The organism is Paenibacillus sp. NEAU-GSW1 (assembly GCF_009737085.1).
Lineage (GTDB): Bacteria > Bacillota > Bacilli > Paenibacillales > Paenibacillaceae > Pristimantibacillus.
Genome location: NZ_WOVL01000017.1, coordinates 92,845 through 118,813, shown reverse-complemented (window position 1 = coordinate 118,813; position 25,969 = coordinate 92,845). Strand labels below are relative to the sequence as shown.

Genomic DNA, 25,969 nt, shown 5'->3' with positions numbered 1-25,969 from the left:
CCTTTATTTCACGCTCGCCTTGTGCCTTCGTACAACGTTCCTTCAGCGGACAGCCTTCACAGGAAAGGCTGCGATAATGGCGAGTGGTAATTTCATAACCACTTTCCGTGGTACTTCTGCTTTCATAACGGAATAGAAGTTTCTGTCCTGCTGCGCATGTCCACGTGTCTTCTTTCTCGTCATACAACCAATGCTCGAATTTGCTAATGTCTTGCTTCCACGCTTTGGTATTTTCTTTGTGATAGGTATTGTATGTAACAAGTGCCCGTTGTTCCTCAGACTCCAGGTAAGCATAGTTTTCTTCACTTCCATAACCTGCGTCTGCAATGATGGTTCCCGGCAATTGACCAAGCGATGCTTTCACTTTGTCCAGGTGTGGCTTAAGACAACGCGTGTCTGTTGGGCGTTGGTGAAGGCTGTAACTAAGGATGAACTGATCTTCTGTTCCAATCTGCACGTTATATCCCGGCTTCAATTGTCCATTTCGCATGTGATCTTCCTTCATGCGCATAAACGCGGCATCGGTGTCGGTTTTGCTAAAGCTGTTGCGGCTTCCGAGCGTTTCTTGCTGATCTTAAGGAGATGGCTTCTTTTTGTTTGTATTTTAAGCAATTAATTGACAGGTTAATGGCAAACGGAACATTTAAATGTGCAGTTTGCTGTTTTACCCAAATAAAACAGGGGGGGTATCCCATCGTCATTTTAATGACTTATGGGACACCCCCTTATTTTTACTTCGCAGACCAAAGCGATTCGATCTCTTCAAGCGATTTGCCTTTCGTTTCGGGCACGACCCGCCATGTAAATACGAACGTAATGAGCGACATAACGCCGAACAGCCAGAACGTTATGGCCGGTCCTGCTGAAGCGAGCATCGGCGGGAACGATTGCGAGACGATATAGTCAGCAAGCCATAACGCCATTGAAGCGATCGCTGTCGCTTTGCCGCGAATCCGGTTCGGGAATATTTCGCTCATAATGACCCATACGACAGGCCCGAGCGAAATCGCGAAGGAAGCGACATAGATGAGCAGAAACACTAGTACGAGCGGCCCGGTCGTATGGCCGGTCTGGAAAGCGATGCCGATAACGGCTAGACAGATCGTCATCAAGGATGAGCCGATCAAGAGCAGCGCTTTGCGCCCGACTTTGTCGATCAGCCAAATGGCCACAATCGTAAAGGCGAAGTTGACGAAGCCGATGAGAATCGTTTGTACAAGAGATGAATTTGTGCCGGCGCCCATCGTTTTAAATATTTCAGGGGCATAATACATAACGGCGTTAATGCCTGTAACCTGTTGAAGAACCGCCAGCACGACGCCGACAATCAAGGCGATCCGCAGGCCCGGGCTGAACAGCTGCTTCATTGAACCGTTTTCCTGCGCAAACGATTGTTTAATATCGAGCACCTCTTGCTTGGCCGCTTCCTCTCCGTGAATGCGAAGAAGAATGTTTAACGCGTCAAGCGATCTTCCTTGCTTGATCAGCCAGCGAGGGCTTTCCGGCACGAAGAACAGCAGGATGAAGAAGAGAACGCCTGGCAATACGCCAATGCCGAACATCCAGCGCCATGCCGATGCAATGTCCCATGCGTCATCGCCCCATCCGGCAATGCCGGAGTTGATGAAGTAGACGAGGAAGATGCCGGTTACGGTGGCGAATTGGTTCAGGGCTACAAGCCGTCCGCGGTACTTAGCCGGAGCAATTTCCGCATTATATAGCGGACATAAGGTTGAAGTGATGCCAATGCCGATACCGCCAATAATACGGGCGATAATATAGCCGGTGAACGTGTCCGGAATTGCCGAGCCAAGCGAGCCGATAATAAAAAGGATGGCAGCGGCGATCAGCACCTTTTTCCGTCCGAAACGGTCGCTCAGCACACCGGAGAAGCCCGCGCCGAAAATACAACCGATAATAAGTGAAGAAACGGCCCAGCCGACTTGCACCTCATTCAATTCGAACCGATCCTGCATAAAGCCGATAGCGCCGGATACGACCGCCGTATCGAAACCGAACAGCAAGCCGCCGAGCGCTGCGATCATTGAGACAAGCGTTACAAATTTCATGCTGGACGGATGATCGCTGTTGGCAGCGGCCGTGTTGCTGTCACCCGATTTTATATTTCCTAGTGCACCCAATGTAGTATTCCCCTTTCGTTGCGAAGAGCTTGATAGCTAAATGTTCAGAAGCTGATGCAAAAAATTATAGCATGGCGAAACTGGGGGAATGGACGCAATCAGCAGCACATAATTGTGTTGTTTCTGCATGGATTCGTTCGAGCCGATCCAGTTGGCTAGAGATAAAGACGAATGTAGCATTTTATTGTTCCCAGATAACAAAAAAGTCCACGCTCTGAGAACGTGAACCTAATTTTTGGAACCATTTCGAAACTCGGTCGGCGTGACGCCGGTTACTCTTTTGAACACACGGCTAAAATAATTCGGGTCTTTATACCCGACCTCGAAGCAAACCTCCTTAAGAGCAAGCTCGTCGGCGGAAGCAATCAGCTGCTTGGCTTTGTCAATCCGAAGGCTGGTGACATAGTCGATAAAAGTAGCCCCCGTTTGCTGCTTGAACACTTTGCTAAAGTAGTGGGCGTTCAAATGGACGTAATCGGCGGCATCCTCCAATGAAAGCTCTTCTGTAAAACGCTCCTCAATAAAACGTTTTGCCTTGTCCATGACGGACAACGTTTGCTGTTCCCGCTGCTCGCGAATGCGTCGCAGGGCGGCAAGCACATAGGAGCGGTTATCGGCGTTATGTTCATTCATCTCTTCGCGCTTGGCAATGATCCGCTCAGCTTCATTTGCGCTTTCCGGTGCGCCAATCCGTACCGGATCCGTCTCGCCGATCAATTGCTCGAAATCGGAAGCTTTGCCGATAAGGCGGTCATCATCCGAGGCGAATACAGCTTCAAAATACGATTTGCGCAAGCCGTCTGCCCCGGTATGCAGCGAACCTATGCCTACCGCAACCGCCATTTGAAATTGGCGTTCGGCTAATTCGCACAGCTTTTCGCCAAACTGGCGGACGGACTGTTTCCATGCGGCGGGTTCGTCGACGGCCTCTTTGTGCAGGAACACCGCCATATGCATATCAATTAGTGAGCTGACGATACACGGGATGCCGTAAGCCTTCGCGTAGCTGCGGATACTTTCATACAGCTTTTTTTTGTCCGTTGCCGTTGCAGCTGCTTGTTTTGGAAACGCAACGACAAGGGCGCAGCCGGCATCGAGCGGAAAGCCAAGCCAATCGGCGAGCTGCTCTTCGCCGGCGTCTGCGACCTGATCGACCATAAAGACGAGCGCCAGTTCATTCTCGGCAAGAGGGAGCAGCTGAGAAAGCTTGTCCCTTAAGCGCAAATCTTCAGCTCTCCGGTTTTTCTCCGCTTCGAGCTCATCAAGCAGTCCGCGCAGCGTAGCTGAAATTTGTTCCCGTCCCGCAGGCTTGACGATGTATTCTTTGACCCCAAGCGAGACCGCTTCTTTGGCGTAGGCGAAAAAATCATATGCGGTTACGAGGACGAATTTCGAATCCGGAAGGAGCGTCTTCATTTCCCGAATCGCTTGCAGTCCTTGGATACCGGGCATATTGATGTCCATCATGACGATATGAGGGCGGAATTCATCTGCCAGTTCGATGGCTCTCCGTCCGTTTTCCGCATGCGCGAATTGAAATACGCCGGGCAGCATGCGTTCAATGATTAGTTCAAGCCCTTCCCGTTCCAGCGCTTCGTCATCCGCGATTAACAGCCGATACATTGTGCGTCACACCTTATTCATAAGGATTTTTTGATCTCAAAGTTTAATTCAAGCCGATCTTGCCCGATGACTTTCCTCGGTACATGCAAGGTGATGACCGTACCTTGTCCGAGACTGCTCTCAATCTCTATTATATCGTCACGATTATAAAACAACCGCAGCCGTTTAAACACATTGCGAGTGCCGATGCCCGTTCCTGCTGAAGCGGATTTGGCCGGCATTGGAGCCTCCTCCACGCTGAGCAATGCTTCTCGCGTTTCTGCGCTCATGCCGCAGCCATTGTCTATAATCGTGATGGCTGCGCCGCCTTGCAGCGCTAGAATACTGATCTGAATTTCTCCTCCGCGCTCCATGCCTTCAACGCCGTGCATGTAGGCGTTCTCGACAAGCGGCTGCAGCGTCAGCGCCGGGATAAGCAGGTCCAATGCGCCTTCCTCCGCATTTAGCTCCACATGAACCCGATCGCGAAACCGCGCTTGTTGAATGGCAATATATTTGCGGACATGCTCGAGCTCCTCGCGAATCGTTACGGGCTGCTCAAGCCGCTGCAAATTGTACCGAATTAAGCCGGACAATGTGACGATCAAGTCGCTCGTCCGGTCAGCTCCTTCGATGACCGCAAGCCTGGAAAGCACGTTCAGCGTATTAAACAGAAAATGAGGATTGATCTGGCTTTGCAGCGCTTGAAGTTCAAGCTCCTTGATCAGCTTCTCGGATTCCATCCGCTGCTTGTCTTTCCCGATCAATTCATTCAAGTCAGCGAGCATATGCCGGAACGTTTCGGACAAAATGCCAAGCTCGTCGTTTGCTTTCCCGTCTGCTGCAGCGTTGGCGTGAGCGCCATTCCAATCTCCTTTGGCAATCCGCTTGGCCGTCTCGACCAGCTTTGCGACAGGCGCCGTAATACTTCTTGAAATCCATAGCGCAAGCGCGATACTCAGCATCGTATTGACGATAAAAGCGGTAGGGCCAAGCCAGTCCAGCTTTGCCAAGTGAAGCTGGATGCTCCGGTACAGCGGCTCGTAAGCGGTGAGCTCCGCGTCGAGCAGACGCCGTTCCTCATCGCGAATGAACGACGCCGTTTGCTCGGCTTTCTCGTAATGCCGCAGCGCCTCGCCCGGCTGCGGCGGCGTTGCCGCGGCAGCTTGCCGGGCGGCAAGCTGCTGCTCCGCAAGCGTGTCCAGCATATGAATATAGCCTTCCAATTCCGCGCCGCGAATCAGGGTCCCGCGCTGCTTCGACAGCTTCAAGCCAAGCTCGCGAAGCTTCTTATCCTGCTCAAGCAGCTGGCTTTCGCTGCTGCTGCCGGGATTGAGCAAATAGGTGTAGAGCACGCGAAGCAGAGCATCCGAGCTTTGCGCGGATTGCGTGTACAGCAGCATGCGGTCCATCGTTTGACCGTAGTTTTTTTGTACGGATTTGGAGCTTTCAAACAAAAAGAAGGTGACTCCGTTTGTCAGCAGCACGAGCAGCGGAATAAAGAGCAGCAGCTTGGTGCGAATCGTCATCGGCTGCCTCCGCTGCTCTGACCGGATACAGAGGAACTCGTTGTTTTCTTCTGATCTATCAATTGAATAGGCGTCAATATCTGCTCATGCACTTTACGGCCTTTGAAATGCCGATCGAGCTGGGCTATCGCCTCATAGCCCATGCGGAACGGCTGCTGAACCATCGTTGCATGTATGCTGCCTTGCTGTATGCCCGTTAAGGTTTCCTCCAGATCGTCAAATGCATATATCGTTACAGCGCCAGGTTTGAGGCGTTTGACGGCTTGCGCAATGCCAATGCCGTCGAGCGAGCTGAATCCGACCATATAATTCATCTCAGGGTGCATGCGAAGCATTTCTTCCGCTTGCTGCTCGGCTTGCAGCCTTGAAATGTCGGAAGCGCGCACCTCCGCGACAGTCAGCTGCGGGTGCTCCTTAATGACGGATCGCAACCCTTCCAGACGGAGCTGCTGGCTGGCCGCGAGGTCGCTGCCCAGCAGTACGCCTATGACGCCGGGTTCGCCGTCCGAATGCCGGATGATCAGCTTGCCGGTTTCTTGTCCTGCGGCGATGTTGTCCGTTCCGATAAAGGACAAGCGGCTGCTTGAAGGCTCGTCCGTGTCTACGGCGATGATCGGAATGCCCAGTAAATCAGCTTCAGCGATTGCTTGCTGCTGACCCGCATCGCCAATCCCTTGCACAATGATCGCGTCGGCTCTTGCCGCGATCGCTTTTTGCAGCAGTTTAACCTGCTCTTCGGGGTTGATGCGGTAAGGTCCGGTATATTGAAGCTCCATGCCGAACTGAGAAGCGGCTTCACGCGCGCCTTGCTCGACGGAGCGCCAGAATGGGTTGTCGATTTCCTGGGAAATCAGAACGATTTGCCGCTTCGTTTCCTCTTTTCCTGAACCGGTTTCCGAAGGTAAAACCAGCTTGCGGATGTTTTGCGAAGCGACAAAAAACTGAAGCAGCACGGCCAGAAAGATTGCGAGCAACAGCAAAATACCGATATTCCAGCGCCGATTAGCCATATTCATCCATCCTTCCGCCGTACGTTCGAATAATGACATCATTATACATGATTGAGTGCGCAGGCCCAAAAACGGATTTGTTGTTACGGTCATACTTAATCGGCAGGATGATAAATTAAGTGCTTAAAAAAGATAAAATCCATCATGTACAAATAATGGTCGACGTATTATGATTATCAATGATAATAATTATCAATATCACTAGTTGGACGGGGAGGAAGACAGAAAGATGAAAGGTTTAAAAGGGCTGGTTATTCTGCTGCTCGCAATTGTTGTTATTAGCGGGTGTGGAGCAAACGGAGCAAATAAGGAAGGCAGCAACAACGGAGGCAAAGAGCAGGCGGCAGCCGAAACGGCATCGCCGGAGACGAATGCGGCGACAGGCGGTGCGAAGACGATTACTCACTCCATGGGTACGGCAACGCTGGAAAAAACGCCGGAGCGGGTCGTCGTTCTTTTTAACGGTATGGTCGATATTTCGGTCGCGCTTGGCATTAAGCCGGTAGGCGCCGTGGAATCATGGGACGAAAAGCCTTTTTACGTCTACCTGCGCGATAAAATGGAAGGCGTAGAAACGCTCGGCGAAGAGAATCAGCCGAACGTAGAGGCGATTGTCGCTTTGAAACCGGATGTCATTATCGGCTCCAAGCTGCGCCATGAGAAAATTTATCCGCAATTGAACGCGATTGCGCCGACGATCATGATGGAGGATGTCTTCAGCTGGAAAGATAACTTGACGATGGCCGGCGAAATTTTGGATAAACAAGACGAAGCAGCCGCGATTTTGGCCGATTGGGATAAACGCGCGGAAGAGTTTAGGACGAAGATGGGCGATAAGCTCGGTTCGACGGAAGTGTCGATTATCCGATTTGAAGAGGATGGAACGTCGCGCTTCTATGTTACCGGATTTGCCGGAACGATCTTCAAGGAGCTCGGCTTGGGACGTCCGGAAGCGCAGCAGGTACCGGATAAGACGGTCGTGAACGTTACGACGAAAGAGCAAATTCCGCTGCTTGGCGGCGACTACATTTTCGACCTCACGATGGAGCGCGACGGAGAGGAAGGGAAGAAAACCCAGAAGGATTGGACTTCCAATCCGCTCTGGACCAATCTTGACGGGGTTAAGAACGGTCAATACCACCATGTCAACGCGATAACGTGGAATTTGGGCGGCGGTCCGCTTGCAGCGAAAATGATGATGGACGATTTGTTTACGTACATGAAGCTCAACTGATAGTGCGTGTTCAAAAAGTCTGGTTTTCAGCACATAAGCCATGCCAGAAGAATGAGCCCAGCTCATTCTTTTGGTCGTGCATGGAGAAAGGACAGGAGTATGAACGGCATATTCACAGCGCAGCGAATCAAGCTCGCAGGCGCGGCAGGCGGCTTCGTTCTGCTGCTCATTTGTTTCGCTTCCAGCGTGTTGCTTGGCAGCACGACGATCGATTGGAGGACCGCAAAGTCTGCAATCGTTCAATATGATAAAACCGACAGCAATCAAGTCATCGTCCGCACCGCCCGTCTGCCGAGAGCGGTTACTGCAGTCGGCGTCGGGGCGAGCCTGGCGATCGCCGGCGCGCTGATGCAGGCGTTGACCCGCAATCCGCTAGCCTCGCCGAGCGTGCTTGGCGTAAATGCGGGCGCCACTTTTTTTATCGTACTTTCGATCACTTTTTTTTCATTTAAAAATATGCAGAGCTTAATGTGGGTGGCATTCGTAGGCGCAGCGGTCGGCTCGGTCGTCGTCTATATGCTTGGCTCGCTCGGCAGAGGCGGATTGACGCCGCTCAAAATTATTTTGGCCGGATCGGCGATGACCGCTTTGTTCTCCTCGTTTACGCAGGGGATGCTCGTCCTGAACCAGACGGGCTTTCAGAGCGTTATTTTTTGGCTGACGGGGTCGATTTCGAGGCAGGAGATGAATGCTGTTGCGCTAGTTTTGCCTTACATGGCGGCGGGCTGGGTTGCCGCGCTGCTCGTAGCGAGACAAATCAACTTGTTCATGCTCGGTGAAGACAGTGCGGCAGGCCTCGGCCAGCGCACAGGGCTAATTAAAATTGCGGCCGGCGCCATCATCGTTGTGCTTGCAGGCGCGTCCGTGTCGATTGCGGGACCGATCGCGCTGATTGGTGTCATGATCCCTCATATCGGACGTTATCTGGTCGGCAACGATTACCGCTGGCTCGTGCCGTATTGCGGTCTGCTTGGCGCTGTCCTGCTGCTTATCGCAGATATTGCAGCCCGGTTTATCGTCATTCCGGAGGAAATGCCGGTTGGCGTCATGACGGCAGCGATAGGCGCTCCTTTCTTCATTTACTTAGCGAGAAGGGAGCTGTCGCAACGTGAAGCCGCACGCTGAAACGATTAACTCGCCAAGAACGACTCGCGGCAGAAGACCCGCTGTTGTTACTGCATGTTTAGCGATTGCCTGCCTAGTTGCCGTGATCGTCAGCATCGGGCTGGGCGATATCCGGATTTCGCCTATTGAAGTTGTAAAAAGCATCTTCGGACAGGGCTCTCCCGCGGATATGCTCGTTGTTCAGCAGCTGCGCTTGCCGCGTATAACGGTAGCGATGCTGGTCGGTGCGTCATTGGCCGCATCGGGAGCCATGCTGCAAGGGATGACGAGAAATCCGCTTGCTTCCCCAGAAATGATGGGCATTACTGGAGGCGCAACGGTTGCCGCTGTCGCTTTCTTGACTTTTAGCGCAGGTACGATCAGCATCCGCTACTTGCCGTTTGCCGCATTGGCCGGCGCGGCAGCTGTCTCGCTTCTAGTCTATTTATTGGCTTGGAAAAAAGGCATTTCGCCGATTCGCCTGATTACGGTCGGCGTCGGTATCGCCTCGCTGACGTCCGCGATGACGACGGCAATGATCGTGTTCAGTCCGATCAACGATCCGTCGCAAGCTTTTTTATGGATTACAGGTTCGGTTTACGGCTCTAATTGGGAAAATGTCGCGACGCTGCTGCCGTGGACCGCGATTTTGCTGCCTGCGTCGTACTTATTTCATCGGACGATCAACGTCCAGCAGCTAGGCGACGAAATATCGATTGCGCTGGGCAGCTCGCTTCAATGGAGCAGGCTTCTTATTTTGCTTAGCAGCGTCGCGCTGGCCGGTTCAGCTGTATCTGTAGCGGGCGGCATCGGCTTCGTCGGCTTAATCGCTCCGCATATGGCGCGCAAGCTGGTCGGTTCGCGATTCGAGCATATGTTTCCCGTCTCGGCGCTGCTCGGCGCGATTCTAGTTGTGCTGGCCGATCTAGTCGGCAGAACTGTGTTCTTGCCGCGAGACGTTCCGGCTGGTGTATTTACGGCAGCGATAGGCGCTCCGTTTTTTATTTATTTGCTGTACGCTTCGAGAAAAGTGAAATAAGGGGAGAAAAACGCAGATGGAAAAACAAAAGAACGGATCCATTGAACATATTATTCGCTCCAGAAGGAGCGTCCGGCTGTTCCGTAATGAGCCGATCGAAACTTCGGAAATATTGGAGCTGCTGAACATCGCGGTATGGGCGCCGAATCACGGCATGAGAGAGCCTTGGCGCTTTATTTTGTACCGGGACGGCGGCCGTCAGGCTTTCGCGGATGCGGTGCTTAAAACCTATACGAGCGAAGAGCATAAGAAGATGGGCGCTGGCAAGCTCGAGTATTACACGAACATACCGGCTCATTTGGTTATCATTTTGAAAGAGGACCCGCGGCAAAAGGAATGGGATGAAGATTACGCGGCTGTCTGCTGTCTCATCCAAAACTTCCAGCTGGCGGCATGGGAGCGCGGCATCGGCGTCGTTTGGAAAACGAACTGGTACAGCTATGATCCGAAGTTCCGGGAAGCGGCGGGACTTAAGCCGGGAGAAAAGATTGTCGGCGTGCTGCACATCGGCTATCCGGAGCAAGTGCCGCCTGAACGTCCTCGGACATCGGCAGAAGAGCTGCTTACGATTATTGACCGGTAATGCTGACCAATCGCCGCAAAGAACAGTCGATGCTTGTATTGTCCTCGATTCGAAGGCGAGTGCTAAAGGGAACAAACGGACGGCTGACGATCCCGTGCGATATGATCTGCTTCGTTGCGGAAGGAGCCGGGGATTGCCGTATCGGGGAGGTCCCTTTTGAACTGAGGCCCGGTTTCTCTTTTTATTTGAAGAAAGGAATGCCTGCACAATGGAAGCTCGATTCCGGCGGTGCAGATTGCTACCTCCTGCTGCTCGAGAGGGTAATGCTCACGAAACGAAGAGGATCTTGGAGCGTGACCACCGCACTGGCAGAGGCAGAGTCAGAGTCGGAGGAAGCGGCTTGGCTGCCTTTCGCGCCGGGACGCCTGTCGATCGGCAATGCCGATGCTGTGCTGGAATCAGTCGTGCAGCTATGTGAAAGCGGGGCTTCCAACGGATCGCTGCAAGAGCTGCTGCATCGCATCATCGGCAGCAAGCGGGAGGTTGCGGCGGAGGCGGCGTTTGGGGAGATGCCAGGGGAAAGCGGAATCGAAGCGAGCATTCGCTTCATGCAAAGCCATTTCCGGGATAAAATCAAGCTCGAGACGTTGGCCGATGTCGCAGGACTAACGCCCACTTCTTATTCCAGGAGTTTTAAGAAGCAGAAGGGCGTAACGCCGATCGAATATTTGACGCAGCTCCGAATAGACGCGTCAAAGCCGTTGTTGTCGAAAGATAATTGCTCGGTCAAAGAGATTTCCTCCATCGTCGGGTTCGGAAACGAGTTCCATTTCAGCCGCACGTTTAAACGATCCGTCGGTATAGCGCCAACGATGTTCGTGAAGCGAAAAACGTTGAAAGTAGCGATCGCTACCGGATTCGGGCATGATGATAACTTGCGTTCGCTCGGGATCGAACCGGTAGCCGTCATCAATATGTACATTGACGAAAAGGTCGAAAACGAGTGCAACAGAGGCTGGCTGCTTGAACATAAGCGGACGATCGAGGAGGCCAAGCCGGATCTGATTATTGCAGACTGCAGGCACAAGCCCTATTATGATCTTTTGAAAGATGCCGCTCAGACGGCTGTATTGGCGTGCAGCATGGATTGGCGCATGCTGCATTTGAGAATCGCCGAGCTGGTCGGAAGAGAGCGGGAGGCGCAGCATAATATCGGCGAGCTGGAACGGCTTGCCGCATTTGCCCGCGCCATTCTGGGCGACAGGTTAAGAAACGAGACGGTGTGTCTCATGCGCATGATCAATAAAGCAATCCGGCTGCAAGGGATGGCAAATCACCCGATAAACGAGCTGCTGTACAAGGAGCTCGGTTTAAAACCGGGCAGCTTTGTGCCATTGACGGAGATGAATCGCGAGTTTCCGGCTGCCGATCTGCCGCCGCTCGACACGGACCATTTATTTGTACTGCAAAATGCGCTATACCGGCATGATGAAGCTGATTTGCAGCATTTGCTTCATTCGCCTCGCTGGAGTGCGATGAAAGCCGTGCGAAACAATCAGACGCGCATGGTGTCCAATTGGGTTGCCCAAAGCTGGGCGCCGATCGGCCGAAAGCACATCATCGAAGAGCTGTTGCGATTTGCGATTCCGTCGGAGGCGACGCCAATCGAAATTATGGCGGGCATGCGATAGCTGAAAGGCGGAAAGGGCCGTCCATCGCCATTTTTAATGACTTTGGACGGCCCTTTTTGTTAGTTATGAAATAGCGATGTCCCACAGCGTTATTTGAGCTCAATTGCTTTATAGGGGGACGTTGCAACGTCGATTTACGAAAACTAGCGCTGCCCTCTTACGGGCCAGTCGGGGCGGCACAGGTGTCAATCACAGCTGTTTAACAGAGCTGCGTACGACGAGCTCTGCCGGCAACACAACCTTTTTCCATGGCCCTGCATCCTCGCGATTTTGAATCCGATCAATGAGCATTTGCATGCCTAAATAACCGAATTGATAGGCCTGCTGGGCAACGACTGTTACGAACGGTTCGACTTCCGAAAAAGGACCGAAGTCGTCGAAGCAGACGACCGACACGTCTTCCGGTATCCGAATGCCGCGCTGGCGGAGGAGGCGAATGACCCCGACGGCCAGCACGTTGTTGCCGGCAACGATTGCTGTCGGCAGCGGTTTCATCGACCCGAGCCAAGCTTCCATCTCGGACAAATCGCTGCGAGGGCCGAAGCTCGTTTCGAAAATATAGTTATCATGCAGCGTCAAGCCGTTCAGCTTGAGCGCTTCCTCGTAGCCTTGCCGCCTCGTTCTCGCGCTGGAGACGGAGCTTGAACCGTTGACGAGCGCGATCTGTTTATGCCCGCGCTGCGCTAAATGCTCCACGAGCTGGCGAGCGCCCTCTTTGCCGTCGCCGAGGACGATATCGCATTCAATGCCGGGCACTTCGCGGTCGAGCAGCACAAACGGCGTGTTGTGCTTTCGCAGCTGCTCAAGATGCGGAAGCGACAGATCGCCGGCAGGCGCGATCATAACGCCATCGACGCGCGTCGTCAGAATCGTATTCATGTACCCTTGCTCTTTCTCCAAATTTTCATCGCTATTGCCGAACAACAGGCGGTAGCCGTTCTTCATCGCCGCATCCTCGGCCCCTCGCGAAATCGTCGTATAGAATGGGTTCGTGATATCAGTAATAAGCAGAAAAAGCAGGTTCGTCTGCTGAAGGACGAGACTGCGAGCCATTTGATTCGGCACATAGTTCATTTCCTCCATCACTTTTTTCACTTTTGCCCGCGTTTTCTCACTGATTCTGCCGGTGTTATTGATAACTCTAGAAACCGTCATTGCCGACACTTGCGCACGTTCCGCAATATCATAAATGGTAACCATTGCGATCGTTCTCCTTGTTGAAAATCATGACTATATCGTACAAGAAAAAACATTTGACAGCAAGATAGCCTCCTTGCTAAATTAGAGTTATCGGTAACACAATAAGCGCTTACATTACGTTATAACTCGCGAAGTTGATCATTGCATTGCCAACAATTTTTAGGAGGGTTTCAACATGGCGGATACAGCTTATCGCTTTCAGAACGGATTTCCAAAGATCGGCATTCGTCCGACGATAGACGGGCGGCGCAAAGGGGTCCGCGAATCGCTGGAAGTGCAAACGATGAAAATGGCGCGTTCAGTCGCCGCTTTGCTGTCGGAGCATCTTCGTTATCCGAACGGCGAACGGGTGGAATGCATTATCGCGGACAGCACGATCGGCGGCGTAGCGGAGGCGGCTGCTTGCGCGGACAAATTTGCCCGCGAAAACGTTGGGGTATCGATAACGGTAACGCCTTGCTGGTGCTACGGCACGGAGACGATGGATATGAACGCATCGATTCCGAACGCGGTATGGGGCTTTAACGGTACGGAACGTCCTGGAGCCGTTTATCTGGCAGCCGTATTGTCCGGCTACGCGCAAAAGGGCATTCCCGCTTTCGGCATCTACGGTCATGAGGTGCAGGAGGCGTCCGACACGTCGATCCCTGATGATGTTAAAGGGAAGCTGCTTTCGTTTGCCAATGCCGGTCTTGCTGTAGCTTACATGCGCGGCAAATCGTACTTGTCGATGGGCTCCGTCTCGATGGGCATTGCCGGATCGATCGTGAATGACGCATTCTTCCAAGAGTATCTTGGCATGCGCACGGAGTATATGGATATGTCCGAATTCGTGCGCCGTTTTGAAGAACAAATTTATGACACTGCCGAATACGAGAAAGCGCTCGCTTGGACGAAGGAAAACTGCATCGAAGGACCTGACAACAATCCTGCAAGCATTCAGACGACGCGCGAACAGAAGGATAAAGACTGGGAAACTGTCGTGAAAATGACGATTATCGCACGCGACCTGATGATCGGCAATCCTCGTCTTGCCGAGCTTGGCTTCGGCGAAGAAGCGATGGGCCATAACGCGATCGTTTCCGGTTTCCAAGGCCAGCGCCAATGGACCGACCATTTTCCAAACGGCGACTTTATGGAAGCGATTTTGAACTCGTCATTCGACTGGAACGGCATTCGCCCTCCATTTATCGTATCGACGGAGAATGACAGCCTGAACGGCGTCGTCATGCTGTTTGGTTACCTGCTGACGAATACGGCGCAAATTTTCGCCGATGTGCGCACGTACTGGAGCCCGGAATCGGTCGAACGAGTAACCGGTCACAAGCTGAGCGGACATGCGGCGGGCGGCATTCTTCATTTGATCAATTCAGGCTCGGCGACGCTGGACGGCACGGGCGAGCAGCAGCGAGACGGCGCACCGGCAATGAAGCCTTACTGGGAAATATCTGAACAGGAAGCGTCCGATTGCTTGGCGGCAACGTCTTGGCGGCCTGCCGGCGTTGAATATTTCCGCGGGGGCGGCTTCTCCTCGGATTTCCTTACACGCGGCGGAATGCCAATGACGATGTCGCGCATCAATATGGTCAAAGGCGTTGGTCCTGTGCTGCAAATCGCCGAGGGCTATTCCGTTGATTTGCCTTCGGATGTGCATGACACGCTCGATAAACGGACCGACTCGACTTGGCCGACTACATGGTTCGCGCCGATTTTGACCGGCAAGGGCGCTTTTACAAGCGTTTATGACGTAATGGACAACTGGGGAGCGAATCACGGCTCGATCAGCTATGGACATATCGGAGCGGATTTGATTACGCTGGCGTCGATGCTGCGCATTCCGGTTAATATGCACAACGTGCCGGACGAGAGCATTTTCCGTCCACGCGTCTGGGGACTGCTGGGCACGGAGAACAAAGAGAGCGCCGATTTCCGCGCCTGCCAAAACTTCGGTCCTTTATACAAATAAGAAACGTCTAATCGAGCGGAGGTTATCTATATGAGCAGCGTGAACATTCGGCAAGAGCTGTGCAAATATGCGAAGAAAACCGTTGTAAACAAGCTGGTAGTCGGTCCCGGGGGCAACATCAGCGCCAAGCATGACGGCAAAATGTATTTGTCGCCAAGCGGCTTTGCGCTGGATGAAGTCGAACCGGAGCAATGGGTAGAGGTTGATATTGAGACAGGCGTGATTACGGATATCGGATTGCGTCCATCGTCTGAGGTGCTGATGCATTTATGGGCTTATCGCGCGAACCCGTCCATTGGGGCAATTGTCCATACACACCCTCCGTATTGCATCGCTTTTACGCTCGTCGAGACGGAGCTTCCAATTATGTTCCCGGACCAGGCGGCGTTGGTCGGCAAAACGGTATATGTCCCTTACGTGCTTCCAACGACCGACAAGCTCGCGGAAGCGCTCGTTGCGAAAGTCAATGATGCGAGCTCGATACTGCTCGGCAATCACGGGCTTGTTACAACGGGACGCAATTTGCGTGAAGCCTATTACCGAACTGAGGTTGTCGAGGAAAGCTCGAAAATTTATTTGATTGCGCAAGCGATCAAGCAGCCGAAGGTGCTGACGAAAGAGGAATTTGAGGAGATTGCGTCGCTGGAGAGCGAAGCGTACCGGATTCAGCTGCTGCAAAAAATGCAATGATCTCTTATTACCGATGGAAGGAGGCGGCGAACGAATGTTGCTTTCAACCGTACTTGCTTTTGATCTGGGGGCGAGCAGCGGACGGGCTTTGATCGGCAAGCTGCTGAAACGCGAAGACGGCCGCCGGGCGTTGCAGGTCGAAGAAATTCATCGCTTTTCGAATCATGCGATAGCGGCAGGCGGTCATTTGCACTGGGATATTTTGCGTCTGCTGTATGAGATGAAGAAGGCGATCCGTAAAGCATTCCAGGAGGGCTGCTCGCCGGAGACGTTTGGCGTCGATACTTGGGGCGTCGATTTTGGACTTCTTGATGCGAACGGCGAGCTGCTCGGCAATCCGTACCATTACCGCGATCCGCAGACGGAAGGGCTGATCGAGGAGGTTTGCGCCTTGATCGGCAAAGAGGCTTTGTTCCAGCAGGGCGGCCTGCAATTTATGCCGTTCAATACGGTATATCAGCTTTATGCAATGCGCAAAGCTTCTTCGCCGAAGCTGGATGCGGCGCGGACGCTGCTGCTTACGCCTGACCTGCTCGTATATTTTCTGACCGGACGCAAGGTGTGCGAATTTACGATGGCGACGACGACGCAGCTGTTCCATCCGGAGAAGCAGGCTTGGAATACGGAGCTGCTGGAGCGGCTTGGCATCCCTTCAACGATGCTGCTGGAGCCGATTCATCCCGGTACTCGCATCGGACCGCTTCTGCCGGAGGTGTGCGAGGAGCTGGACATTCCGCCAATCGAAGCGGTAGCCGTTGCTACGCATGATACGGAGTCGGCAATTGCGGCGGTTCCGGCGGCTGCGGATAAGGGCGCTTTTGCCTATCTCGTATGCGGCACTTGGTCGCTGCTCGGCACGGAGCTTGACCGCCCGCTGCTGTCGCCGGAGGCGATGGCGCTTGATTTTTCCAATGAGGGCGGCGCCTTCGGGAAATATCAGCTGTTGAAAAATATTATGGGCTTATGGATTCTCCAGGAATGCAAACGCGAATGGGATGAACAGGGGGAAGCGGAGGGAAGCTCCGTGTCGTTCGTCGAACTGGCCGCTATGGCGGAGGATGCTGCTCCTTTCCGAAGCTTCATCAACCCGGATGATTTGCGTTTCTACGGGCCCTCCGATATGGTGCAAAAAGTGCGTGCTTATTGTTTGGAAACCGGCCAGCCTGTGCCGGAGACAAAGGGCGAGATTGCAAGATGCATCTTGGAGAGTTTGGCGCTCACCTACCGGCGTGTGCTTGAGCAGATTGAATCGCTGACCGGCGCTGCCTTTGGCGGCTTGCATATGGTCGGCGGCGGCATCCAGAACCGGCTGCTTTGCCGATTGACTGCCGGCGCGCTTGGACGGCCGGTATGGGCAGGCCCCGTCGAGGCGAGCGCAATCGGCAACATGCTGATGCAGCTTGTGGCGCAAGGGCATTGCGCCGATCTTGCGGAAGCGCGGGAGCTGTCGGCCGCTGCTTTTCCGGTTGTTGCTTATGAGCCGGATTGTTCGGAAGCTGACGGCTGGAATGAAGCCTATGCAGCGTATAAACGGCTGATTGGAGGCCAGTCCGAGGTTAGCGCATAATGGATAAGAAAAAGGAGTGAGCAAGGTTGCTGATCGGTATTTCTAAGTTGATTTCACCTGAGCTGTTAAAAATAGTAATGGAGATGGGCCATAGCGACGAAATCGTAATCGCAGATGGCAACTTCCCCGCCGCCAGTCATGCGCAGCGGCTCGTCCGCGCAGACGGACACAACATACCGGAGCTGCTTGATGCGATTTTGCAGCTGTTTCCGCTCGACCAATATGTCGAAAGGCCGGCGGCGTTAATGGCCGTCGTGCCCGGCGATTCAGTGGAAACGCCGATTTGGGCCGAGTATAGCGCAATCGTTGAAGCGCGATGCGGCTTGAAGGAGCCATTTGAGGAAGTCGAGCGGTTCGCCTTCTACGAGCGCGCGAAAAAAGCGTACGCGATCATCGCCACTGGCGAAAGCGCGCTGTATGCGAACGTGATTTTGAAGAAGGGCGTAATTAAGTAATAGGAAGAAGGGAAGGGTGACTGCCTATAAGGGCAGTTGCCCTTTTTTGTTGGGCTGCTGTCGTCGGTATTGAATTCTACTGCTGCACAGCTTATTAAATAGTACATTCGGTAAATGGAGGGATCAACATTGGTGATTTAAACTATTAGATAATAGGAGATAGACTATTGGATTAGGGAAATCTTGCTTGGTTGAAAGATTTGAACAGGATTTAGGAATCTCTTGCGTTCACTGCTCGGAAGCTATACACACGCAGAACGCAGCAGTCAGACATGCTGTAAGTCCAAAACTGGCCAAACAGCGGCCTTTTATCTTAATTCGCCTCCCGAATCGCATCTGTTAGTTCAGAAATGGACTTACACGCGCAGAACGCAGCAGTCAGACATGCTGTAAGTCCAAAACTGGCCAAACAGCGCGCCACGCCTCCCGTCGGCAACTATCCGAAATTCCAGCCATTGACACTTTAGAGAAGCTGAACTAATATTAACCCTAACTTATAATTCCTAGTTATCTCATTGGAAAAGTAAAAAATCATTAGTGCTATACGCAATTGGGGGGGGAGCTGCGTCTATGAATATTGATAATATCGAAGCGTTTGTCTATGTCATCCATTACGGGAGCTTCAATAAGGCGGCGGAAATATTGTTTCTTTCACAGCCTTCGGTGACGGCGCGCATCCAGTCGCTCGAGCGGGAGCTGGACTGCAAGCTGTTCGATCGGCTGGGCAAGCAAATTCAATTGACGGAGGAGGGGAAACGGTTTCTGCCGTATGCGCAGTCGATTCTCCAAACCTTGCAAAAAGGCAAGCTGCATCTGCATCAGAAAAAAGCGCTGCCGAACGAGCTGCGCATCGGCTGCACCGTCTCGGTTGCCAACTACGTGCTGCCGCAGCTATTGCCGGCTTTCAAGCGCAGCTATCCAGACATTCATTTCAAATTAACGACGAGCACGACGGACGATATCATAAACAAGGTGCTGAATAAGGATGTCGATATTGGCTTTGTCCGCCATACGAACCATCCGAATTTGCAGTCAGTGAAGCTGTTTGACGACCCGATCCGCCTTCATGTCTATGAGGGTCATCCGTTTATCGGTAATCAAGACGTATCAATTGAACAAATAGGCGATTACCCGTTCGTCTTCTTCGAATGCGGAGCGCTCGACTGGGTTCGTGTACATCGTGTATTCGAGGGGCTAACTAAACCGCCGGCTATCGAATATCAGAGCGACAATCTGGAAATGGCGAAAAAGCTCGTTTTGCAGCGGGGGGGCATCTGCTTCCTGCCAAGCTTATGCGCTTTTGACGAGGTCAAGGAGGGGCGGCTTTACCCGATTGATTTTCCGGAAGTGGCGGGGATCTCGCTTCAAACGAACATTATTGCGCTAAACGGAGAGCATACTTTATTTTTTAACACGCTGCAAAAGCTTGCCAAAGAACACCCTTACAGCGTCGAAAGCTAGTCTATTATTTTCGTATTGAATTCTTATATGGACTTATAGAAAAACTCTATTATCCAGCTTATTGACGGCGAATAGGACGGATGATAAATTAATGTCATCCCAATCCTTACAAAAACAGTAGGAATTATTGGTTTAATAAAAATTTGATTTTTATGGGGGAATTAAAATGAAAAAGTTTACAATTGCAGCGGCATTACTCGCACTAACTCTGGTGGTTTCCGCTTGCGGCGCAAACAGCAGCAGCGGTTCAAATTCGCAAACGGCAAGCGGCAATAAAGAAGCAAGCCAGAAGGTAACTAAGATTATTGTAGGCACAGGCACGCAGTTCCCGAACGTGTGCTTCATCGACGAGAACGGCAAGCTGACCGGCTTTGACGTTGAGCTTGTGAAAGAATTGGATAATCGGCTTCCGGAATATGAGTTCGAATTCCAAACGCTCGATTTCTCCAACCTGCTGCTTAGCCTTGAAACGAAAAAAATCGATTTTGTCGCGCATCAAATGGAGAAAAATCCGGAGCGCGAAGAGAAGTTTTTGTTCAATAAAGAACCGTACAGCATTTTCTTGACGAAGGTGGCCGTGGACAAAAACGATACGGCGATCCATTCGATCGACGACCTGAAGGGCAAAAAAGTGTTCACTTCGCCAACGAGCAACCAGGCCTACTTCCTGGAGCAATACAACAAGCAAAATGACAATGCGCTCAACATCGTTTACTCGAGCGGAGCAGCAAATGACCTTGTCAATTTGATTCAAACGAAGCGCGTAGACGCGTCGCTTTCAACGGATTTCGCCCTCGCCTTCTATCCGGGAGCAGACGGCAAGCCGGCGCTGAAAACTGTTGGCGAGCCGCTTATCCAATCCGATGTTCTGTTCGTGCTTCGCAAAGACAGCCAAGAGCTCGCCGATAAGCTGGACGAAGCGATCAAATCGGTCAAAGAGGACGGAACGCTGGCGAAGCTGAGCGTACAGTGGCTGGGTGAAGACTTTACGAAGACGCTGGACGAAGCAAAAGCGAAATAACAAAGTTGTCGAACTCATTTGGGTATAAGGAAGAGGTGTGAAAATGGGCAAAAAATTCGATATCAGCTACGTGCTCGACTTTATACCCAAATTGCTGTCGTATCTGCACATTACGTTGTTTATCGTAGCGGCGTCGATCATCGTCGGCATTGCCATCGGCTTACTGGTGGCGCTGCCCCGCTTGTATAACATCCCCGTGCTGAAGCGGATCTCGCAAGTGTATGTCAGCTTCTTCCGCGGAACGCCGATTCTGATCCAGCTGTTCCTCGTCTATTACGGCGTGCCCGAGCTGTTCAAGCTGATTGGGGTTGATCTGTCGCGAACCGATGTGCTTGTGTTTGTCATACTGACGTATTCGCTCCATAGCGGCGCGTTCATCTCGGAAGGCATTCGGGCGGCGGTTAATGCCGTTGACCGGGGGCAGGTTGAGGCTGCATACGCCATAGGCATGAGCGGCTATCAAGCTTTTACCCGAATCGTACTGCCGCAGGCGCTGGCGATTTCCGTGCCGATATTTGCGAACCTGGTCATTGCCAATTTGAAGGACACCTCTCTTGCATTCTCGCTCGGAGCGATGGAGATGACTGGAAAGTCACAGACGCTTGGCGGCGTGACCCAGCATTTTATCGAGACTTATATTGCGCTTTCACTTATTTATTTCGTTATCAGCACAGCGCTTGAACGCACCTTCCTGTATGTGGAGCGGAGACTGCTAAGGCACGAGAAGCAGGTCGGTGCGCAGGAGCCGAGGCGCCGCGGATTCGGTGTGTGGAAAAAACAGCTCTTGCCGAGCATCAAGGAAGGGGGCTAGCCGATGCGGCTCGATTTCAGTTTTATCGGGACGGCGTTTCTCAGCTTGATTCAGGCGATCCCGAATACGCTGTACATTACGGTCGTTTCCGTAGCGGTCGGGTTTCTGATCGGAACGGCTGTTGCGCTTATTCGCACCTATCGCGTACCGGTTCTTCATCCGATCGCTGCCGGCTATGTGATGTTTATTCGCGGAACGCCGATGCTGATGCATTTGCTTCTTATCTATTTCGGATTGCCGCTGCTTATTGACGGTGCGGCAGACGCACTAGGTTTCGGATTCAGCTCCGCAAACATTCCATTAATCGGCTTCGCATATATTTCGTTTTCCATAACGGCAGGGGCCTATATGTCAGAGGTGGTGCGTGCAGGCATTACGGCCGTCAATCGCGGTCAGATCGAAGCGGCCTATTCGATCGGCATGACGACGGTGCAAGCGTTGCGGCGCATCGTAATGCCGCAAGCGTTAGCTGTCAGCCTGCCGAATTTGTCCAACAATTTGATCGGCATGCTGCATGGATCGACGCTCGCTTTTACCGTATCGGTCGTAGAGATCAATGCGCAGGCGCAAATCGTTGCAGCGACCAATTGGAAATTTCTCGAGGCTTACATTGCCGCTGCCATTTTGTTCTGGGGAATGACGGTATTGATTGAACGGGGAACCGGGCTGCTGGAGCGTCGAATCAACAATTACAATCGAGGTGGCGTAGCATGATTAAGCTGAAGCGGGTATCGAAGTCTTTCGGCAAAAACAATGTATTGCAAGACATTAGCCTGACAGTGGAAAAAGGCGAGGTCGTCGCGATTCTCGGGCCGAGCGGCTCGGGCAAAACGACGCTGCTGCGCTGCATTAACTATTTGGAGAAGCCGAACGACGGCAGCATCGTAATCGGCGATTTTTCAGTCGATTTTAAGCATCCCGTCAAAAAGGACATTCATAAGCTCCGGCAAAAATCGGCGATGGTGTTCCAGCATTACAATTTGTTCAAGCATAAAACGGCGCTTGAGAATGTGATGGAGGGACTCGTCATCGTTCAAAAGCTGTCTAAGGAAGAAGCGCGCAAACGCAGCGTCGAGGTGCTGGAGAAGGTCGGTCTTGCAAGCAAGCTCGATGCCTACCCGAGCCAGCTGTCGGGCGGACAGCAGCAGCGGGTCGGAATCGCCCGTGCGCTGGCGCTGAATCCCGAGGTCATTCTGTTCGACGAGCCGACATCCGCTCTTGATCCCGAGCTTGTAGGCGAGGTGCTCGACGTCATTCGAAAAATCGCCAATGAAGGCATTACGATGATCGTGGTCACGCATGAAATGAGCTTCGCCCGCGATGTAGCGGGGAGAGTGGTTTTTATGGACGGCGGCGTCATCGTCGAGGAGGGTAAGCCGAACGAGGTGTTCGGCGCGCCGAAAGAGGAAAGAACGAAGCAGTTTCTGAAGCGGATTACTTCGGAATGGGTATATAACATTTAAATTGCGAGGTGTAATTTATGACGATCAAGCTTAGCATTTTGGATCAAAGCCCTGTTTTCGAAGGGGAAACGCCGGCAGACGCATTCAATCATACGGTCGAGCTTGTACAGCAAGCTGAACGGCTCGGCTACCATCGTTTTTGGGTATCGGAGCATCATGACGGTTTTCTGGCAGGATCTTCGCCGGAGGTGCTGCTCGCTTATTTGGTAGGAAAGACGGAACGGATCCGGCTGGGATCCGGCGGCGTCATGCTGCAGCATTACAGTCCTTATAAAGTGGCGGAAAACTTTAATATTCTCGCAACGCTCGCCCCTGGAAGAATCGATCTTGGCATTGGCCGCGCGCCGGGCGGTCTGCCCCGCTCGACGCAGGCTCTTCAGAAAGGCATTACCGAGCCGCTGTCGCTGGGCGAAAAGCTGGAGGAGCTTGGCCATCACGTAAACAATACGCTTCCGGATACGCATCCGCTTGCCGGCATTCAAGCTTCCCCGATTCCAGAGCAGCCGGCGGGAATTTTCCTGCTCGGCACAAGCGTCAGCAGCGCGGAGCTGGCGGCGGAGCAAGGACTTTCCTATGTTTTCGCCCAGTTCATCAACAGCGATCCCGCTGTTGCCCATGAAGCGCTGACTGTATATCGCGAACGGTTCAATAGAAGCAATGGGGCGGCGTCTAAGGCAATTGTTGCATTGTCTGTAATTGTGTCGGATACTGATGAGGAAGCTTCTACGCTGGCATCGGGCATGAAAAACGTACGCATTACGCTGGCTGACGGAAAGACGCTGAATCTCGGAACGGTTGCGCAAGCCGAAGAATATGGAAAGCAGTCAGGGCAGTCGTATACGATTGTCGAAAGAGACGCTGAGGTGACGCACGGATCGAAGGAAACGGTGCGCCGAAGGCTGCAAGAAATTGGGCAGCAATATGAAGTGGATGAGTTTATCGTCACAACGCCGGTCAAAGATTTCAGTCAAAGGCTCCGTTCCTACGAGCTGTTGAGCGAAGCGTTCTCCGAGCTGTCCGTAGGCAGCTAGCTGCGCAAAACTTAGGCATATGCTTACGAAGTAAGTTTTGCATCCGCAAAACTTTTTAGGAGGATCTTCAAATGACTACTGAATGGAATTATAGTGAAACGCCGGAGTTTGATCAGCATTTGATCGAAATTCGGCGTCATTTACATCAATATCCGGAACTGTCGAACGAGGAGTTCGAGACGACGGCTTCGATCAAAAAATGGCTCGCGGAAGCGGACATACGCGTTATCGACTACGGGCTGAAGACCGGCGTCATTGCCGAAGTCGGCAAGCCGGCAGGAGAAGGGCCGATCATTGCGATCCGCGCCGACATTGACGCATTGCCGATCAAGGAGGAGACGGGACTGCCGTTTGCTTCTCTTATCGAAGGCAAAATGCATGCCTGCGGGCATGATTTCCATACATCCGCCATTATCGGTACAGCGCTGCTGCTGAAGCAGCGGGAGCATGAGATTAACGGAACGGTTCGTTTTCTGTTCCAGCCTGCGGAAGAGAAGGCGCTGGGCGCGCTCAAGGTGATCGAGAGCGGAGCGCTGGAAGGCGTGCAAGCGGTATTCGGCATGCACAACAAGCCGGATTTGCCTGTCGGCACGGTCGGCGTGAAGGAAGGACCGCTCATGGCAGCGGCGGACGGATTTGTCGTCGAAGTCGACGGCGTAGGAACGCATGCCGCGGTGCCGGAAGCAGGCGTCGATCCAATCGTAACGGCGGCGCATATCGTAACGGCGCTCCAATCGATTGTGAGCCGCAATGTCGGCACGCTGCAAAGCGCGGTTATTAGCGTAACGAAGCTGCACAGCGGAACGGCGTGGAACATCATTCCCGAGAAGGCGGTTTTGGACGGGACGATCCGTACATTTGAGGAGGAAGTGCGGCAAAAAGTGCTTGCACGTTTCGAACAGGTCGTAGCTGGCGTAGCCGAAGCTTTTGGAACGAAGGCGCGTGTCCGTTGGATTCAAGGACCTCCTCCGGTTTCGAACGATAAACGGCTTGCTGCCGTTGCCGAGGCTGCGGCGGAGCGGGCAGGGTTGAAAGCGATCGTTCCGGTGCCTTCGGCAGCGGGCGAAGATTTTTCCTTTTACCAGAAGCAAGTGCCTGGCGTATTCGTTTTTATGGGAACGGCGGGGCCGCAGGAGTGGCATCATCCGGCGTTCGATTTGAATGAGAAAGCATTACCGTTAAGCGCTCGCTATTTCGCGGAATTGGCGCTGCTGGCATTGGATGAATATTAAGGGAGGCAGCGCCTCTTAGAGAGTAGGATGGTCGCAATGTGTACTTCATATGACGTAATTGTAATTGGCGCAGGATCAATGGGAATGAGCGCTGGCTATTATTTGGCCAAGCGAGGCGCAAAGACGCTGCTCATTGACGCATTTGACCCGCCCCATAATAATGGCAGCCATAATGGAGACACACGGCTCATTCGGCATGCGTATCCGGGCGGAGCAATTTATACGGAGCTGGCGCTGCGATCCCACGAGCTATGGAATGAGCTGGAGGCGGAGTCAGGCGAAAAGCTTCTTGTCGCTTCCGGCGTACTCAATTTGGCTGCGCCTGACATCATTTCGTTTGCAGAGAAGCTCGGCAGCGCCGCCGCCTTTGGCGTCGAAACCGAGTATTTGAAAGCGGATGAGATCCGTAAACGATGGCCTGGCGTGCAATTGCCCGAATTTTATGAAGGATTGTACGAGCCGAATGCCGGTTATTTGCTGAGCGAACGTTGCGTAGCCGCTTACCGGAATCAGGCCATTGCTGCAGGCGCGGAGCTGCTCATAAATACAAGAACGACAAAGCTGGAAAAGGACGGTGAAGGCGTAGCCGTATACACGGATAAAGGCGACGTTTACCGCGCCGGTAAAGTCATCGTAAGCGCAGGGGCATGGTTCAAAACGGTTGAACCGTTCCTGACGCTGCCCATTCAACCGATTCGCAAGACGGTCGGCTGGTTCCAAGCAGAGGAGTCGTTATTCGATGAATCGGTGTTTCCAGGTTTTACGCTGAGCACATCCAACGGGGGCTATTACGGCTTTCCAAGCAGCGGCGGCAGCGGCTTAAAGATTGGCAGGCATGATACGGGAGTGTTGTGGCAGCCTGGGGAAGAGTTTCAACCCTTTGGCAGTTATACGGAGGATGAAGCGGATATTCGCCAAGCGTTGGAATCATTTATGCCGAAGGCGGCAGGAAAGCTGCTGCGCGGAGCAGTATGCAAATATGAATTTTCGCCGGATGAGGATTTCATTATTGATTTCCATCCCGAATTATCGAATGTAGTTATTGCTGGAGGCTTCTCCGGCCACGGCTTTAAGTTTGCAAGCTCGGTTGGCGAGCTATTGGCCGATTTGGCGCTTAAAGGCAGTACAACACGGGACATTGGCATTTTTTCGCTTTCACGTTTTAGATGATGGAAACCATGATAAAACCATATTGGAGG

General features: G+C 52.7%; 22 protein-coding genes and 1 pseudogene. 17 read left to right on the top strand and 6 right to left on the bottom strand.

All coding sequences use genetic code 11. From position 1 onward, the window contains the following. From GOM71_RS14910 to GOM71_RS14890, 5 genes and pseudogenes are all read right to left on the bottom strand, one after another. Positions 1-568, bottom strand: a pseudogene (locus GOM71_RS14910) (transposase); the annotation flags it as partial. A gap of 163 nt (positions 569-731) precedes the next feature. After that, positions 732-2,069 (bottom strand): sugar porter family MFS transporter, encoded by a 1,338-nt coding sequence (locus GOM71_RS14905; protein ID WP_156282460.1) that lies wholly within the window; start codon positions 2,067-2,069, stop codon positions 732-734. 300 nt (positions 2,070-2,369) lie between these two features. After that, positions 2,370-3,764, bottom strand: a complete 1,395-nt coding sequence (locus GOM71_RS14900) for an AraC family transcriptional regulator (protein ID WP_156282434.1) — start codon at positions 3,762-3,764, stop codon at positions 2,370-2,372. Positions 3,765-3,781: 17 nt separating this feature from the next. Next, positions 3,782-5,272, bottom strand: coding sequence for a sensor histidine kinase (locus GOM71_RS14895; RefSeq protein ID WP_156282432.1), 1,491 nt, complete (start codon positions 5,270-5,272; stop codon positions 3,782-3,784). Continuing rightward, positions 5,269-6,282, bottom strand: coding sequence for a substrate-binding domain-containing protein (locus tag GOM71_RS14890; protein ID WP_156282430.1), 1,014 nt, complete (start codon positions 6,280-6,282; stop codon positions 5,269-5,271). The genes GOM71_RS14895 and GOM71_RS14890 overlap by 4 nt, the downstream gene beginning before the upstream one ends. 229 nt (positions 6,283-6,511) lie before the next feature. Here GOM71_RS14890 and GOM71_RS14885 point away from each other — a divergent pair, with 229 nt between their 5' ends. From GOM71_RS14885 to GOM71_RS14865, 5 genes are all read left to right on the top strand, one after another. After that, complete coding sequence (locus GOM71_RS14885) at positions 6,512-7,516, top strand: ABC transporter substrate-binding protein (RefSeq protein ID WP_156282428.1); 1,005 nt, start codon at positions 6,512-6,514, stop codon at positions 7,514-7,516. Positions 7,517-7,615: 99 nt separating this feature from the next. After that, the gene (locus GOM71_RS14880) at positions 7,616-8,641 is read left to right on the top strand and encodes a FecCD family ABC transporter permease (RefSeq protein ID WP_156282426.1); all 1,026 of its coding nucleotides are present in this window, start codon (positions 7,616-7,618) and stop codon (positions 8,639-8,641) included. Then, complete coding sequence (locus GOM71_RS14875) at positions 8,625-9,659, top strand: FecCD family ABC transporter permease (RefSeq protein WP_367649617.1); 1,035 nt, start codon at positions 8,625-8,627, stop codon at positions 9,657-9,659. Before GOM71_RS14880 ends, GOM71_RS14875 begins: the two co-directional genes overlap by 17 nt. Positions 9,660-9,675: 16 nt before the next feature. Next, positions 9,676-10,242, top strand: coding sequence for a nitroreductase family protein (locus GOM71_RS14870; protein WP_156282424.1), 567 nt, complete (start codon positions 9,676-9,678; stop codon positions 10,240-10,242). After that, complete coding sequence (locus GOM71_RS14865; protein ID WP_156282422.1) at positions 10,242-11,873, top strand: helix-turn-helix domain-containing protein; 1,632 nt, start codon at positions 10,242-10,244, stop codon at positions 11,871-11,873. The genes GOM71_RS14870 and GOM71_RS14865 overlap by 1 nt, the downstream gene beginning before the upstream one ends. A 189-nt stretch (positions 11,874-12,062) precedes the next feature. Here GOM71_RS14865 and GOM71_RS14860 read toward each other — a convergent pair whose 3' ends face one another. Further along, entirely contained in the window at positions 12,063-13,073 is a 1,011-nt protein-coding gene (locus tag GOM71_RS14860; protein WP_156282420.1) for a LacI family DNA-binding transcriptional regulator, read from the bottom strand. A 175-nt stretch (positions 13,074-13,248) separates the two neighbouring features. On the opposite strand from GOM71_RS14860, the gene GOM71_RS14855 reads away from it, so the two are divergent. The 12 genes from GOM71_RS14855 (at position 13,249) to solA (ending at position 25,940) form a co-directional block, all read left to right on the top strand. Further along, the gene (locus GOM71_RS14855) at positions 13,249-15,039 is read left to right on the top strand and encodes an L-fucose isomerase (RefSeq protein ID WP_156282418.1); all 1,791 of its coding nucleotides are present in this window, start codon (positions 13,249-13,251) and stop codon (positions 15,037-15,039) included. A gap of 30 nt (positions 15,040-15,069) precedes the next feature. Beyond that, positions 15,070-15,729 carry a class II aldolase/adducin family protein gene (locus tag GOM71_RS14850; RefSeq protein WP_156282416.1) on the top strand — a complete coding sequence of 220 codons (660 nt, stop codon included), beginning with the start codon at positions 15,070-15,072 and terminating at the stop codon, positions 15,727-15,729. Positions 15,730-15,763: 34 nt separating this feature from the next. Next, positions 15,764-17,296, top strand: coding sequence for a rhamnulokinase (locus tag GOM71_RS14845; protein WP_156282414.1), 1,533 nt, complete (start codon positions 15,764-15,766; stop codon positions 17,294-17,296). A gap of 26 nt (positions 17,297-17,322) precedes the next feature. After that, positions 17,323-17,751, top strand: coding sequence for an L-fucose mutarotase (fucU, locus tag GOM71_RS14840; protein WP_156282412.1), 429 nt, complete (start codon positions 17,323-17,325; stop codon positions 17,749-17,751). A 570-nt stretch (positions 17,752-18,321) separates the two neighbouring features. Next, the gene (locus GOM71_RS14835) at positions 18,322-19,212 is read left to right on the top strand and encodes a LysR family transcriptional regulator (protein WP_156282410.1); all 891 of its coding nucleotides are present in this window, start codon (positions 18,322-18,324) and stop codon (positions 19,210-19,212) included. A 166-nt stretch (positions 19,213-19,378) separates the two neighbouring features. Next, a complete protein-coding gene (locus tag GOM71_RS14830) occupies positions 19,379-20,233 on the top strand; it encodes a transporter substrate-binding domain-containing protein (RefSeq protein WP_156282408.1) in 855 nt (284 codons plus the stop codon). Between the two features lie 43 nt (positions 20,234-20,276). Then, positions 20,277-21,044, top strand: coding sequence for an amino acid ABC transporter permease (locus GOM71_RS14825; RefSeq protein WP_156282406.1), 768 nt, complete (start codon positions 20,277-20,279; stop codon positions 21,042-21,044). Positions 21,045-21,047: 3 nt separating this feature from the next. Next, the gene (locus tag GOM71_RS14820) at positions 21,048-21,758 is read left to right on the top strand and encodes an amino acid ABC transporter permease (RefSeq protein ID WP_156282404.1); all 711 of its coding nucleotides are present in this window, start codon (positions 21,048-21,050) and stop codon (positions 21,756-21,758) included. Continuing rightward, positions 21,755-22,507: an amino acid ABC transporter ATP-binding protein gene (locus GOM71_RS14815; RefSeq protein ID WP_156282402.1), complete on the top strand. Its 753-nt coding sequence runs from the start codon at positions 21,755-21,757 to the stop codon at positions 22,505-22,507. Before GOM71_RS14820 ends, GOM71_RS14815 begins: the two co-directional genes overlap by 4 nt. A gap of 17 nt (positions 22,508-22,524) precedes the next feature. Further along, entirely contained in the window at positions 22,525-23,538 is a 1,014-nt protein-coding gene (locus GOM71_RS14810) for an LLM class flavin-dependent oxidoreductase (RefSeq protein WP_156282400.1), read from the top strand. A 71-nt stretch (positions 23,539-23,609) separates the two neighbouring features. Further along, positions 23,610-24,770, top strand: coding sequence for a M20 peptidase aminoacylase family protein (locus GOM71_RS14805; RefSeq protein ID WP_156282398.1), 1,161 nt, complete (start codon positions 23,610-23,612; stop codon positions 24,768-24,770). Between the two features lie 36 nt (positions 24,771-24,806). Beyond that, the gene (gene solA / locus GOM71_RS14800; RefSeq protein WP_156282396.1) at positions 24,807-25,940 is read left to right on the top strand and encodes an N-methyl-L-tryptophan oxidase; all 1,134 of its coding nucleotides are present in this window, start codon (positions 24,807-24,809) and stop codon (positions 25,938-25,940) included. Positions 25,941-25,969 lie beyond the last annotated feature (29 nt).